10 protein-coding genes are annotated in these 12751 nt (G+C 66.4%); 6 read left to right on the top strand and 4 right to left on the bottom strand.

What is annotated here, in order from left to right; translation table 11 throughout:
- Positions 1-14 precede the first annotated feature (14 nt).
- Positions 15-1490 carry a leucyl aminopeptidase gene (locus C8J40_RS06585; protein WP_132896329.1) on the bottom strand — a complete coding sequence of 492 codons (1476 nt, stop codon included), beginning with the start codon at positions 1488-1490 and terminating at the stop codon, positions 15-17.
- Positions 1491-1663: 173 nt separating this feature from the next.
- Here C8J40_RS06585 and lptD point away from each other — a divergent pair, with 173 nt between their 5' ends.
- The 4 genes from lptD (at position 1664) to rsmA (ending at position 7334) form a co-directional block, all read left to right on the top strand.
- Positions 1664-3928, top strand: a complete 2265-nt coding sequence (gene lptD / locus C8J40_RS06580; protein WP_243693236.1) for an LPS assembly protein LptD — start codon at positions 1664-1666, stop codon at positions 3926-3928.
- An 82-nt stretch (positions 3929-4010) separates the two neighbouring features.
- Complete coding sequence (locus C8J40_RS06575; RefSeq protein WP_132896625.1) at positions 4011-5477, top strand: peptidylprolyl isomerase; 1467 nt, start codon at positions 4011-4013, stop codon at positions 5475-5477.
- Complete coding sequence (gene pdxA / locus C8J40_RS06570; RefSeq protein WP_132896328.1) at positions 5455-6492, top strand: 4-hydroxythreonine-4-phosphate dehydrogenase PdxA; 1038 nt, start codon at positions 5455-5457, stop codon at positions 6490-6492. Before C8J40_RS06575 ends, pdxA begins: the two co-directional genes overlap by 23 nt.
- Positions 6493-6503: 11 nt before the next feature.
- Positions 6504-7334, top strand: coding sequence for a 16S rRNA (adenine(1518)-N(6)/adenine(1519)-N(6))-dimethyltransferase RsmA (rsmA, locus tag C8J40_RS06565; protein ID WP_132896327.1), 831 nt, complete (start codon positions 6504-6506; stop codon positions 7332-7334).
- A 153-nt stretch (positions 7335-7487) separates the two neighbouring features.
- On the opposite strand, the gene C8J40_RS06560 is transcribed toward rsmA, so the two are convergent.
- From C8J40_RS06560 to guaB, 3 genes are all read right to left on the bottom strand, one after another.
- Positions 7488-7988 carry a tetratricopeptide repeat protein gene (locus C8J40_RS06560; RefSeq protein ID WP_207894042.1) on the bottom strand — a complete coding sequence of 167 codons (501 nt, stop codon included), beginning with the start codon at positions 7986-7988 and terminating at the stop codon, positions 7488-7490.
- A 32-nt stretch (positions 7989-8020) separates the two neighbouring features.
- Complete coding sequence (locus C8J40_RS06555; RefSeq protein WP_132896326.1) at positions 8021-9208, bottom strand: RsmB/NOP family class I SAM-dependent RNA methyltransferase; 1188 nt, start codon at positions 9206-9208, stop codon at positions 8021-8023.
- A 451-nt stretch (positions 9209-9659) separates the two neighbouring features.
- Complete coding sequence (guaB, locus tag C8J40_RS06550) at positions 9660-11117, bottom strand: IMP dehydrogenase (RefSeq protein ID WP_132896325.1); 1458 nt, start codon at positions 11115-11117, stop codon at positions 9660-9662.
- Positions 11118-11237: 120 nt separating this feature from the next.
- On the opposite strand from guaB, the gene C8J40_RS06545 reads away from it, so the two are divergent.
- Positions 11238-12224, top strand: coding sequence for an SPFH domain-containing protein (locus tag C8J40_RS06545; protein ID WP_132896324.1), 987 nt, complete (start codon positions 11238-11240; stop codon positions 12222-12224).
- Positions 12224-12661 (top strand): NfeD family protein, encoded by a 438-nt coding sequence (locus C8J40_RS06540; RefSeq protein WP_132896323.1) that lies wholly within the window; start codon positions 12224-12226, stop codon positions 12659-12661. The genes C8J40_RS06545 and C8J40_RS06540 overlap by 1 nt, the downstream gene beginning before the upstream one ends.
- The last annotated feature ends 90 nt before the right edge of the window (positions 12662-12751 follow it).

Genomic DNA, 12751 nt, shown 5'->3' with positions numbered 1-12751 from the left:
CCCCCTATCCGTAATTAGCCCTCGAAGTTGTCCGCTACGAACTGGTCGAGCAGGCGGACGCCGTAGCCGGTTGCGCCCTTGTCGTGGTTGGTCCCCGGCTTGTCGGACCAGACCATGCCGGCGATGTCGAGATGCGCCCACTTCACGCCTTCGTCGACGAAGCGCTTGATGAACTGCGCCGCGGTGATCGAGCCGGCGCCGCGGGGGCCGACGTTCTTCATGTCGGCGATCGGCGAATCGATCAGCTTGTCGTAGGCGGGCGACAGGGGGAAGCGCCAGAGCGTGTCGCCGGTGGTCTTGCCCGCCGCGATCAGCTGGTCGGCCAGCGCGTCGTCGTTGGCGAAGATGCCGCCATTCTCGGTACCCAGTGCGACGATCATTGCACCCGTGAGCGTCGCGAGATCGACGATCGTGGTCGGCTTGTGCGCCTGCTGCACCCAGGTCACGCAATCGCACAGCACAAGGCGACCCTCGGCATCGGTGTTGAGCACTTCGATCGTCTGGCCCGACATCGAGGTGATGACGTCGCTCGGACGCAGCGCCGCGCCGTCGGGCATGTTCTCGACCAGGCCCATCACGCCGACGACGTTCGCCTTGGCCTTGCGGCTGGCCAGCGCCTTCATCGCCCCGGCGACCGCACCCGCGCCGCCCATGTCCCACTTCATGTCTTCCATGCCCGCGCCGGGCTTGATCGAGATGCCGCCCGAATCGAACGTCACGCCCTTGCCGACGAACGCGAGAGTGGGCGCGTCGGCCCCTGCCCCGTTCCACTTCAGCGCGAGGATGCGTGCCTCACGGCGCGAGCCCTGGCTGACGCCGAGCAGCGAGCCCATGCCGAGTTCGGTCATCTGCGCTTCGTCGAGCACGGTGATCTCGAGCCCGAGGCCCTCGACGTCCTTCGTCACCTTTTCGACGAAGCTCTCGGGGTAAACGACGTTCGGTGGCGACGTGACCAGCCAGCGCGTCAGGTCGAGCCCGCCGGTAACTGCGGCCGCTTCGGCCCAGGCGGCGTCGGTGCCCTCGGGGGCACCGACGATAGTGATCTCGGTCAGCGTCGGCTTAGACTTCTCGGCGAGCTTGGTACGGTACGTGTCGTAGCGCCATGCCCGCTGAGCGGCGGCAGCCGCGAAGTGTGCGGCGGTCTTCGGCGTCGGTGTGGCTCCAGCCGAGAGGTCGGCCACAACCGATGACGCGCCCGAGGTCAGCAGACGTGCGGTGATCGCACCGCCGGCCTTTTCCCAATCGGCGGTCTCGCCCACGCCGACACCGACCAGCAGGACCTGACGGACCTTACCCTCGACCGGCACGAACAGCTCGACCACCGCGCCGGCTTCACCCGCGAAGCGTGCCGCGGCAGTTGCGCTGGTCGCAAGCGCCTCGGCATCGCCACCGATCGCGCGCCAAGTCACCTGCGCCATGCCGTCCTTCGCGACCGGAACGGCGAGAATCGGGGCATTAGCGGGGACGGTAGGCGCGAAGACGATTTGCATGAAGAAACCTCGGGAAGCGTTTTGAACGGATACACTAAGTTGATGCCGCATGCCCGGCAAAGCAAGGTGGCGGCCTGCCATCGCACGGCGATTGCAGCGAAGCCCCGGTGGTGCGATAGGCAGGCGATAGGGCGGCAAATGGCTGCCGAGTGCCAAAGGGGTTGGTTCGGATCGTGTTGCGTATCGACCTTTTGACGGGTTGTGCCGTTTCGCTCGCGCTGGCGTGCGGACTGGCGACTTCCCCCGTGCAGGCTCAGGATTTCCAGAACCGCCCGGTCGCGCCGCCGGTACAGGACGCGCCGGTTGCGAACGCGCCTGCTGCAGCTCCCGCCGAGGATCAGGTCCAGTTCAGCGCTAACGGCCTGGAATACGACACGAATACGGAAATCGTCACCGCCAACGGCGAAGTCCGTATGTTCCGGCAAGGCAGTCGCCTGCGCGCCGACAAGGTCGTCTGGAACCGCAAGACCGGCAAGGTCGTCGCGACGGGCAATATCGCGGTCACCAATCCCGAAGGCGACATTGCCTATGGCGATGAGATCAATCTGACCGACTCGCTCAAGGACGGCGTGGTCGACAACATGCTCGTCGTTCTCGAACAAGGCGGGCGCCTCGCGGCCAAGCAGGGCACGCGCGAGACCGACGGCACGGTCAATCTGAAGAGCGCCGCCTACACCCCGTGCGGCGTCACGAACTCGGCGGGCTGCCCCAAGGAGCCGACGTGGAAGATCACCGCGGTCCGCGTCACCTATCGCCCCGAGCGCAAGCGCATCTATTATTCGGGGGCACGGCTGCATCTGTTCGGACTGCCGAGCCTGCCTTTGCCCAAATTCTCCAACCCGGTCGGCGGCGGCAGCGACAGCGGGCTGCTCTCGCCCAACGGTGGCTATAGCCGCGTCAACGGCCTCGAAGTCAGCGTCCCCTATTATCGGAAGCTCGCCCCGAACCAGGGTTTGGTCATTACGCCGCACATCTACAGCAGCGTGCTGCCGATGGCGCAGGTCGATTATTCCGCGCTCAATTCGAAGGGCGCGTTCAGCGTTCGCGCCTATGCGACCGAAAGCCGCCGCAGCGACGACTTGACCACTGGGGCGTCCACCGACACCAGCATGGCGTTCCGCGGCTATATCGATGGCATGGCGCGCTATCAGCTTTCGCCGAACTGGACCGCGAGCGGCTCACTCCGCCTGACGACCGACCGGACGTTCCTGCGCCGCTACGATATCTCGCGCGACGACCGGCTGCGCACCACGGCGAGCCTGGAGCGGATCGACGACACCAGTTATTTCTCGCTAAGCGGTTGGTACGCCCAGACGTTGCGCGTCAACGACAGCCAGGGCCAGCAGCCCATCGCGCTGCCGGAAATCGATTATCGCAAGCGCTTCGATGATGGCCTCGTCGGCGGCAAGTTCCAGCTGCAGCTTAATACGCTCGCGCTGACCCGCACCGACGGCCAGGACACGCAGCGCGCGTTCGCCAGTCTGCAATGGGACCTGCGTCGCTTCACCAACTGGGGCCAGGAGGTCACCTTCACGGCGTTTGCGCGCGGCGACCTCTACAATACCAACGACATCTCTGAGACCATCGTCAATTACCAGGGGCTGGAGGGCTTTCACCAGCGCGTGATCGGCGCGGCCGCAGTCGACGTGAAATGGCCGTTCATCGGCACGTTCCTGGGCGGGACGCAGCGCTTCACCCCGCGCGTCCAGTTCGTCGCCGCTCCGAAGGTCGCCAACCTCTCGCTGCCCAACGAGGATTCGCGCGCAGTCGATCTCGACGACACCAACCTCTTCTCGCTCAACCGGTTCGCCGGGTATGACAGGTTCGAGGATTCGTCACGCGTCACCTATGGCGGCGAATGGGCACTCGACCTGCCGGGGATCAGCTTCACGACCAATGTCGGGCAGAGCTACCGTGTCGACAAGCGGCCGACCATCCTGCCCGACGGTACCGGCCTCAGCGATCGGTTCTCCGACATCGTCGGGCGCAGCGAATTGCGGTTCCGCGACTTCGTCTCGATCGTCCACCGCTACCGGCTCGACAAGGACGGCTTTGCGATCCGTCGCAACGAAGTCGACGCGACGATCGGTTCGCGCGCGACCTATGTGCTGGTCGGCTACCTCAAACTCAACCGCAACATCGACGCGTCGATCGAAGATCTGCGCGACCGCGAGGAAGTCCGTCTCGCCGGCCGCGTCCAGTTCGCGCGCTTCTGGTCCGCATTCGGCTCGGGCGTGGTCGATCTGACCAACACCGCGGAGGATCCGCTTTCCCGCAGCGACGGCTTCACGCCGATCCGCCACCGGATCGGCATCCAGTATGAAGACGATTGCCTCCGCCTGGGCGGCACCTGGCGGCGGACCTACAACGACACCGGCGACGCGCGGAAGGGCAACAGCTTCCTGTTGACGCTGGCCTTCACCAACCTCGGCCGCTAAGCCCGCGTTCAGCTACTCTGGGGCAACCCGCGTCGGATATGCGTCGTCATGGCAATGATGGCGCGATGTACGGCGTGCGATGATGGGATACCGACACTTGAAGCATGATGTTCGACTGGCGGCGCGTGGCGGCCGTGTGATCGGTGGGGTGGTTCTGGCCGCGTTGGCGGCAAGCGCGATCGCGCAGGCTGTGCCGCCACAGGGTGCGCCGCCTCGGGCCGCGCCGGCCAAGGGCGCACCGCGCGGTGCTCAGGCGCAGGCTCAGACCCCGGGTCAAACGGTGCAGGATCAGAGCGTGCCGGACAATACCGGTCTCGACATCCCGACCAACCTCCAGATCTTCGGCAAGCTCGATCCGAACGTCCGCAAGCCGACCGCGATCGTCAACGACACAGTGATCACGGGCACCGACGTCGACCAGCGCGTGGCGCTGGTGGCGATGGCGAACGAGGCAAAGCTGTCGCCGGAGGATCGCGAGCGGCTGAAGCTCCAGGTGCTCCGCCAGCTGATCGACGAAACGCTCCAGATCCAGGAAGCGAAGACCGCCGACATCACGATCACCCCGGCCGAGCTCACGCAGAGCTATGACGCGGTGTCGAAGCGGTTCAACCGCACGCCGGTCGCGATGCGCGCCTATCTGCGCGAGTCCGGTTCGTCCGAGCGGTCGCTGAAGCGCCAGATCGAGGGTGAGCTTGCGTGGCAGCGCTATCTGCGTCGCCGGGTCGAGCCGTTCGTCAACGTCGGCGACGAGGAGGTGAAGTCGATCATCGACCGTCTCCAGGCCGCCAAGGGCACCGACGAGTTCAACCTCAAGGAAATCTACCTCGCGGCAACGCCGGCGAACAGCCAGCAGGTCTATGCGAACGCCAAACAGATCCTGCAGGAAATCCAGAAGGGTGCGCAGCCGTTCGAATATTACGCGCGGCAATTCTCCGAAGCGTCGACCCGCGCGGTCGGAGGCGATCTCGGCTGGATTCGTGCGGCGACTTTGCCGGCGCAGCTGGCTGAAGCCGCGACGACGATGCAGGTCGGTCAGGTTGCCGGACCGATCGACGTCTCGGGCGGCTATTCGATCCTCTACCTCACCGACAAGCGCCAGGTGCTGACCGCCGATCCGCGTGACGCCAAGCTCAGCCTGAAGCAGCTTACCTTGCGCTTCCCGCCGAACACCAACCAGGCGCAGGCTTCGGCGCGGGCACAGGCGTTCGCGAAGGCGACGCAGGAGCTGCGCGGCTGCGGTACGGTCGAGAAGGTTGCGGCCGGGATCGGCGCGGACGTGGTCGACAACGATACGGTCCGGATCCGCGACCTGCCGCCGCAGCTCCAGGAAGTGATGCTAAAGCTGCAGGTCGGCGAGTCGAGCCCGCCGTTCGGGTCCGCCGAGCAGGGCGTTCGTGCGCTGGTGCTGTGCGGTCGCGACGAAGCGGCGGGCGGTTCGGTGCCCAACTCCGAGCAGATCCAGGGCCAGCTCGAACAGCAGCGCGTCAATCTGCGCGCGCAGCAGAAGCTGCGCGATCTGCGGCGCGATGCCGTGGTCGAATATCGGTGATCGCGGCATGACGCGCGTCCAGCCGCTGGCAGTGTCGATGGGCGATCCTGCCGGGATCGGGCCCGAGATCATCGCCAAGGCGTGGGATGCGCGTGCAACGCATAGCCTGCCGCCTTTCGTGGCGGTGGGCGATGCGCGTGCGATCGAGCGGGTCTGGGCGGGCCCGATCGCGCGCGTCGCGGACATGACCGCCGCTGCCGACGCGTTCGCAACGGCATTGCCCGTGCTCACCGTCGGCGATGCAGGCGCGATCGTTCCGGGCGAGCCGGACGCCGATGGTGCGCGGTGTGCGCTGCATTCGCTCGAGCTCGCCGTCGGCTTGGTCCGCACAGGTGCAGCGCGTGCGCTCGTTACGGGCCCCGTGTCTAAGTCCCAGCTGTATGCGATCGGCTTCAGTCATCCAGGGCAGACCGAGTTCGTGGCCGAGCGCTACGGCGTCGCGGGCGACAACGCTGTGATGATGTTGGCCGGACCTTCGCTGAAGGTGGTGCCGATCACGACGCACGTGCCGTTGAAAGACGTGTCCGCGCTGCTGACGGTCGATCTGATCGTCGCCAAGGCGCGCGCGACCGCACGCGGACTATTGCGGAACTTCGGCATCGAGAACCCGCGGCTCGCCTTCGCGGGGTTCAATCCGCATGCCGGCGAACAGGGTGCGCTTGGCCGGGAAGAGATCGATATCATCGCGCCGGCGATCGCGATGCTCCGCGAGGAAGGAATTGATGCGACCGGACCGTTTGCGGCGGACACGATGTTCCACCCGCGCGCGCGCGAGACCTATGACGTCGTGATGTGCTGCTATCACGACCAGGCGCTCGTCCCGTTAAAGACGATTCATTTCGACGAAGGCGTCAACATGACGCTCGGCTTGCCGATCGTGCGGACATCGCCGGATCACGGCACCGCGTTCGCGATTGCTGGCAAGAACCTCGCCGAACCCGGCGCGATGATCGCGGCGATCGCGATGGCGGGTGAAGCAGCGGACCGACGCGCGCAGACCGCCGCCCAGTCGTGAGCGGACCAGCTATGACGGACCTCCCCCCGCTGCGCGAGGTCATCGCGCGCTATGGCTTGAACGCGAGCAAGGCGCTTGGGCAGAATTTTCTGTTCGACGGGCAATTGCTCAAGCGGATCGCCGCGGTGCCGGGCGATCTCCACGATGCCGAAGTGCTCGAAGTGGGCCCTGGCCCCGGCGGCCTGACGCGCGCGCTGCTCGCGGCGGGAGCGCGGGTGACGGCGATCGAGCGTGACCGGCGGTGCATCCCGGCGCTGGCGGAACTCGGCGAGGCGTACCCGGGGCAGCTACGTGTGATCGAGGGCGATGCGATGGAAATCGATGCCCCTGCGCTGTTCGAGGGCAAGCCGCATATCGTGTCGAACCTGCCGTATAATATCGGCACCGCGTTGCTGGTCGGGTGGCTGTCGACATCGTGGCTGCCGTGGTGGCAGTCGTGCACGCTGATGTTCCAGAAGGAAGTCGCGGAGCGGATCGTCGCGAAGACGAACGACGATCATTATGGGCGGCTGGCTGTGCTGGCGCAGTGGCGCTCGACCGCGCGGATCGCGATGCCGGTGCACCGGTCGGCGTTTACGCCACCGCCGAAGGTGATGTCGGCAGTGGTGCATATGACGCCGGTCGAGGCGCCGGACGGTGTGAACTTCGCGGTGCTGGAGCGGCTTACGGGGGCGGCGTTCGGGCAGCGGCGCAAGATGCTGCGGCAAAGCCTGAAGGGCGTGCCGGGCGCACTCGATGCACTGGAGCGGATCGGGGTGGAGGCGACGCGGCGGGCGGAGACGCTGTCGGTGGAGGATTTCGTGGCGCTGGCGAAAGCGGTCGGAGCGCCTCGGGGCGACTAGCCTACACGCACAGGACATTTCGAGGAGTACCTCCCCGCCGGAGGCCCGGACCCAGTTGGAAAGGGCGTAGTAACGACCCGCCATCCGAAGTTATAACCGTTCCCCAGCTTGGCCCCGGCCTCCGCCGGGGAGGTGCAGCTTTCGCGGGAACCCTCAGTCCTTGGCGGCGACCGGCGTCTTGTCGACTTGAGCCGTTGCAATCGGTGGGCCCTTGGCGATCACCGCGGCGAGTTGCGTCGCCTCGGGGCACGCGCCCTTGCAGAGCGTGCGGATCTTCACGAGATTGTCCTTCGCACGGACCACTGCGCCCTTGGCGACCAGCGCCTCGCCCTGGCCCTTCAGTGCGGCGACATCGTTCGGTTCGAGCAACAACGCCTCGCGGTACAGCCGGATCGCCTTGCCCGGCAGATCGCGGCTCTCGGCGACCTGGGCGAGCAGCAGGAACGCCGCGCGGTTGCGCGGGTCGACCGCGACCGACGTTTCCAGCACATCGGTCGCGCCGTCGAGATTGCCCGCCGTCATCAACGAACGCCCCTGCGCTAGAAGCTGCATCGAGCGGGCATCGATCTGCGCGTCGGGACGCTGCCCGCTGAGCGAGGTCGATACGCACACGAGAGTCAGCGTGGCGGCAAGGGCAACGGACGAAAAACGCATGATCGTCTCCAGGCGGGTCATCAGCCGGCTGGCTAGCACGCAGCCCGGAGGCGCGCGACAAAAAAGCCGTCGGTGCCGTCGCGGCCGGGTTCGAGGCGGACGCCGTGGCCGTGCTTCGCGCCGGCGGGGAGCGTCAGGGGCTCGGTCGTCCAGCCGGGATGCGCGTTGAGGAACCAGGTGACTTGGTCGGTACCCTCGGCGTCGAGCAGCGAGCAGACGATGTAGACGAGCGCGCCGCCGGGCTTGACCAGCGTGGCGGCCACGGAGAGCACCTGCTGCTGCGTCGATTGCAGCCGCGAGACGCGGTCGGGGGTGAGCCGCCAGCGCGCCTCGGGGTTGCGCCGCCAAGTGCCGGTGCCCGAGCAGGGGGCATCGACCAGCACGCCGTCCGCACGACCGGCCCATTCGCTGAGCGCTTCGATCTCGCGCGTCGGGTTGAGCAGGCGGCTCTCGACGATCGTCGCGCCGGCGCGGGTCGCGCGGGGGGCAAGGCGCGAGAGGCGGTTGCGGTCGGTGTCGCAGGCGAGGATCACGCCTTCGTTCTTCATCGTTGCGGCCAACGCAAGGGTCTTGCCGCCGGCGCCGGCGCAGAGATCGACGATGCGTTCGCCGGATTTCGCCTGCATCGCGAGGCCGACGAGTTGGCTGCCTTCGTCCTGCACTTCGAGCGCGCCTTCGTTGAAGAGCGGGAGCGCTTCGACGTTGGTGCCGGTGGGGAGGCGGATGCCGTCCGGCGCGTGGGGGGTGGCTTCGGCTTCGGGAAGCGCTGCGAGGAAGGTCGCACGGTCGGCGATCAACGTGTTGACGCGGAGATCGAGCGTGGCGCGGCCGGCTAGGTCTGTCAGTGCGGCACCGTCGAGGCCTGAAGCGCGGAGGGCCTTGCTCAACCACTGCGGTGCGACGCCGGCGCGGGCGCGGGGTTCATCCTTGGCGATCGGGGCGGGCGCATGGGTCGAGCCGTCGAAGGTTGCGGCGACTTCCGGATCGGCGTCGGCGACGAGCAGCATCGCCGTGCGACCGTTTTCGGGGCGGTCTCCGGCCTTGCGGACCGCGGCGTAGACGAGTTCGCGGACCGCGCGGCGGTCCTTCGAGCCGGCGTAGCGGCGGGTCTGAAAATAGCGCGCGATCAGCGTGTCAGCGGCAGCGCCGGACTCGCGGGCTGCGGCGATGATCTGGTCGAGGAGCTCGATCGCGGCTTGAGTGCGTGCTGGGGGAGTCACTTCTGGGCTCCCGAGTTCGCGTTAGTTCGGGGGGAGGCTTGGTACGGAGTGTTCGTCATCATCCCCTCCCCTAGCCCCTCCCGCGGCGGGAGGGGAATAATTTCGGGTCGGCCGCCACGCAGCAGCGCATCCCACCCGTTCACCCGACATTCCTTTCCCCGTCTCATCCCTTTCCCCGTCATCCCGGCGAACGCCGGGACCCATGGTTGCGATTTGGGTGATGGTTGCGCGCTACGCTGGGTCCACCGTGTCCGTGGCTCCCGGCGTTCGCCGGGATGACGGAAGGGTGTGACCATTGTCACGTCGTTCTGGCTTAGGACCCGCACACAATCGTCATCCCCGCGCAGGCGGAGATGACGATTGTGAGTAGGGATACTTCCCAGTCGCTGGCCAGTAAGCAAGCGGCAACCGACCCAAGCCCGCTTCCCTTTCCAGCGAGGGGGAAGCGCCGTTACCGCGTCGGGTAGTTCGGCGCTTCGCGCGTGATCGTGACGTCGTGAACATGGCTCTCCATCAACCCGGCACCGGTGATCTGCACGAACTCCGCCCGCGCCTGGAGATCCGGGATCGTCGCGGAGCCGGTATAGCCCATCGCCGCCTTGATGCCGCCGACCAGCTGGTGAACGACATCCCTCGCCGGGCCCTTGTACGCGACCTGCCCCTCAATGCCTTCGGGCACGAGCTTCAGCTGGTCCTTGATGTCGCCTTGGAAATAGCGGTCCGCCGACCCGCGGCCCATTGCGCCGACCGAGCCCATGCCGCGGTACGACTTGTACGCACGCCCCTGGTACAGGAACGTCTCGCCCGGTGCCTCGTCGGTGCCTGCGAGCAGCGAGCCGATCATCACGGTCGAAGCGCCCGCCGCGAGCGCCTTCGCCATGTCGCCCGAGGTACGGATGCCGCCGTCGGCGATCACCGGGACGCCAGCCTTGTGCCCCGCCTCCGCGCAATCCATCACCGCGGTCAGCTGTGGGACACCGACGCCTGCGACGACGCGCGTAGTGCAGATCGAGCCCGGGCCGATACCGACCTTGATCCCGTCCGCGCCTGCGCCGATCAGCGCGCGCGTCGCTTCGCCGGTCGCGACGTTGCCCGCCACCACCTGCACCGAGTTCGACAGCTTCTTAACGCGCTCGACCGCGCGGCCGACGTCGCGATTATGGCCGTGCGCGGTGTCGATCACGATCAGGTCGCAGCCGGCGTCAACCAGCTGTTCAGTCCGGTCGAAGCCCTTGTCGCCGACCGTCGTCGCCGCGGCCACACGCAGGCGGCCCGCCTCGTCCTTGGTCGCATCCGGAAACATCACCGCCTTCTCGATGTCCTTGACGGTGATCAGCCCGACGCAGCGATACTGCGCATCGACCACCAGAAGCTTCTCGATGCGGCGGGCGTGGAGCAGGCGACGCGCCTCTTCCTTACCGACTTCGGTCGAGACGGTAGCGAGATTCTCGTGCGTCATCAGTTCGCTGACGGGCTGTTTCGGATCGCCCGCAAAACGCACGTCGCGGTTGGTGAGGATACCGACGAGCTTGCCGTCCGCTTCCACGACTGGGATGCCGCTGATCCGATGCCCGGACATCAGCGCCTGTGCCTCGCCGAGCGTCGCGGTGGGCCGGATCGTGATCGGATTGACCACCATGCCCGACTCGAAGCGCTTGACCTGACGCACCGCGACCACCTGTTCCTCGACGGTTAGGTTGCGGTGGAGCACGCCGATTCCGCCGAGCTGCGCCATCACAATGGCCATGTCGGCTTCTGTGACGGTGTCCATCGCGGACGAGAGGATCGGGATGTTGAGCGCGATGCCGCGCGTCACCTGCGTCCGGGTATCGGCCTGGCTTGGCAGCACGTCCGATTCCCCCGGATACAGGAGGACGTCGTCGAAAGTGAGGCCGAGGCGGATATCCATGAGAGCTGCCGTTCCTGGGTGTAAGGTGGCGCGCCATGTAACCAAAGGCGCGGCGTACGGCTAGGCCTGTCCTTCGCGCACGTGCTATAGCGGTGCGATACACGGATGGGGGATTGTTCGATGGGCCTGATCGTTGCCGCGCTCCTGCTGGCGCTGGTGCTGCTGTACCTCTTCACCAGCATCAAGATCGTCCACCAAGGCTATCAATACACCATCGAGCATTTCGGCCGCTTCACGACGGTCGCGCGACCCGGTTTCAATTTCTACCCCGCGTTCTTCTACCGCGTCGGGCGGAAGGTGAACATGATGGAGCAGGTGATCGACATCCCCGGCCAGGAGATCATCACCAAGGACAATGCGATGATCTCGACCGACGGGGTCGTGTTCTTCCAGGTGCTCGACTCGGCGAAGGCGGCGTACGAGGTGTCGGACCTGTACCAGGCGCTGTTGCAGCTTACGACGACCAACCTGCGCACGGTGATGGGGTCGATGGACCTCGACGAAACGCTGTCGAAGCGTGACGAGATCAACGCGCGGCTGCTGAACGTGGTCGATCATGCGACGACGCCGTGGGGGGTTAAGATCACGCGCGTCGAGATCAAGGACATTCGCCCGCCGGCGGATATCGTCAACGCGATGGGCCGGCAGATGAAGGCGGAGCGCGAGAAGCGGGCGAACATTCTGGATGCGGAAGGTTCGCGGGCTTCGGAGATCTTGCGCGCCGAGGGGCAGAAGCAGGCGCGTATCCTTGAGTCCGAGGGACGCAAGGAGTCGGCGTTCCGCGATGCCGAGGCTCGCGAGCGGGCCGCGGTGGCGGAAGCTTCGGCGACGCGCGCTGTGTCGCAGGCGATCGAGGAGGGTGGCGCGCAGGCGATCAATTACTTCATCGCGCAGAAATATGTCGAGGCGATCGGCAAGTTCGCGACCTCGCCGAATGCGAAGACGATCCTGTTCCCGGTCGAGGCTACGCAGTTGATGGGGACGCTTGGCGGGATCGGCGAGCTGGCGAAGGATGCTTTGCGCGATGCGACTGCTTCGCCGCCGGCCAAGCCAACGCCACGCGGGCCGTTCGAGTTGTCGAAGTCGACCGAGGTTCCGAAAAGCTGATGGACGCGATCGGGGCGGCTGGCGCTTGGTTGATCGCGGCGTTGGTGCTGGGGATTGCCGAGCTGGCGGTGCCGGGGGTGTTCCTGGTGTTTCTCGCAATTGCAGCAGCGGTGACGGGGGTAGCGGTGTACGTGTTGCCGGATCTGCCGATGGCGGCGCAACTGGCTGCCTTTGGCGTTTGGAGCGCAGTAACGGTGCTGATCGGGAAGCGCTGGTACCGGGATTATCCGGTCGAGGGCGGGGATCCGATGTTGAACGATCGGTCTGCGCGGTTGGTGGGTCAGGTTGTCGTAGTCGAGACTGCGCTGGTCGGGGGCCGTGGGCGCGTGTTGGTCGGAGACGGGAGCTGGCCAGCGCGTGGTGAGGACGCGGACGTTGGTACGCGGGTTCGCGTCACGTCGGTCGTTGATGGTGAGGTGGTGGTGGAGGCGCTCTAGACCTTCTCCCTTTAGGGGAGAGGGAAGCCGCGTAGAGGCGCGGTGAGGGCACGCCGTATCAGGTGCCCTCACCTTCCCCACCCGACTTCG

It is taken from the genome of Sphingomonas sp. PP-CC-3A-396, from assembly GCF_004343105.1.
In the GTDB taxonomy this organism is placed as follows: domain Bacteria; phylum Pseudomonadota; class Alphaproteobacteria; order Sphingomonadales; family Sphingomonadaceae; genus Sphingomonas.
This window is presented reverse-complemented; position numbering and strand designations above follow the sequence as displayed.

Bases quoted from the DNA above. Each gene is read 5' to 3' on its own strand.
- pdxA (WP_132896328.1), top strand. From the start codon at position 5,455: ATGCCGTGGTCGAATATCGGTGATCGCGGCATGACGCGCGTCCAGCCG.
- guaB (WP_132896325.1), bottom strand. From the start codon at position 11,117: ATGGATATCCGCCTCGGCCTCACTTTCGACGACGTCCTCCTGTATCCG.
- C8J40_RS06560 (WP_207894042.1), bottom strand. From the start codon at position 7,988: ATGCGTTTTTCGTCCGTTGCCCTTGCCGCCACGCTGACTCTCGTGTGC.
- C8J40_RS06545 (WP_132896324.1), top strand. From the start codon at position 11,238: ATGGGCCTGATCGTTGCCGCGCTCCTGCTGGCGCTGGTGCTGCTGTAC.
- C8J40_RS06585 (WP_132896329.1), bottom strand. From the start codon at position 1,490: ATGCAAATCGTCTTCGCGCCTACCGTCCCCGCTAATGCCCCGATTCTC.
- C8J40_RS06540 (WP_132896323.1), top strand. From the start codon at position 12,224: ATGGACGCGATCGGGGCGGCTGGCGCTTGGTTGATCGCGGCGTTGGTG.
- C8J40_RS06575 (WP_132896625.1), top strand. From the start codon at position 4,011: ATGGGATACCGACACTTGAAGCATGATGTTCGACTGGCGGCGCGTGGC.
- rsmA (WP_132896327.1), top strand. From the start codon at position 6,504: ATGACGGACCTCCCCCCGCTGCGCGAGGTCATCGCGCGCTATGGCTTG.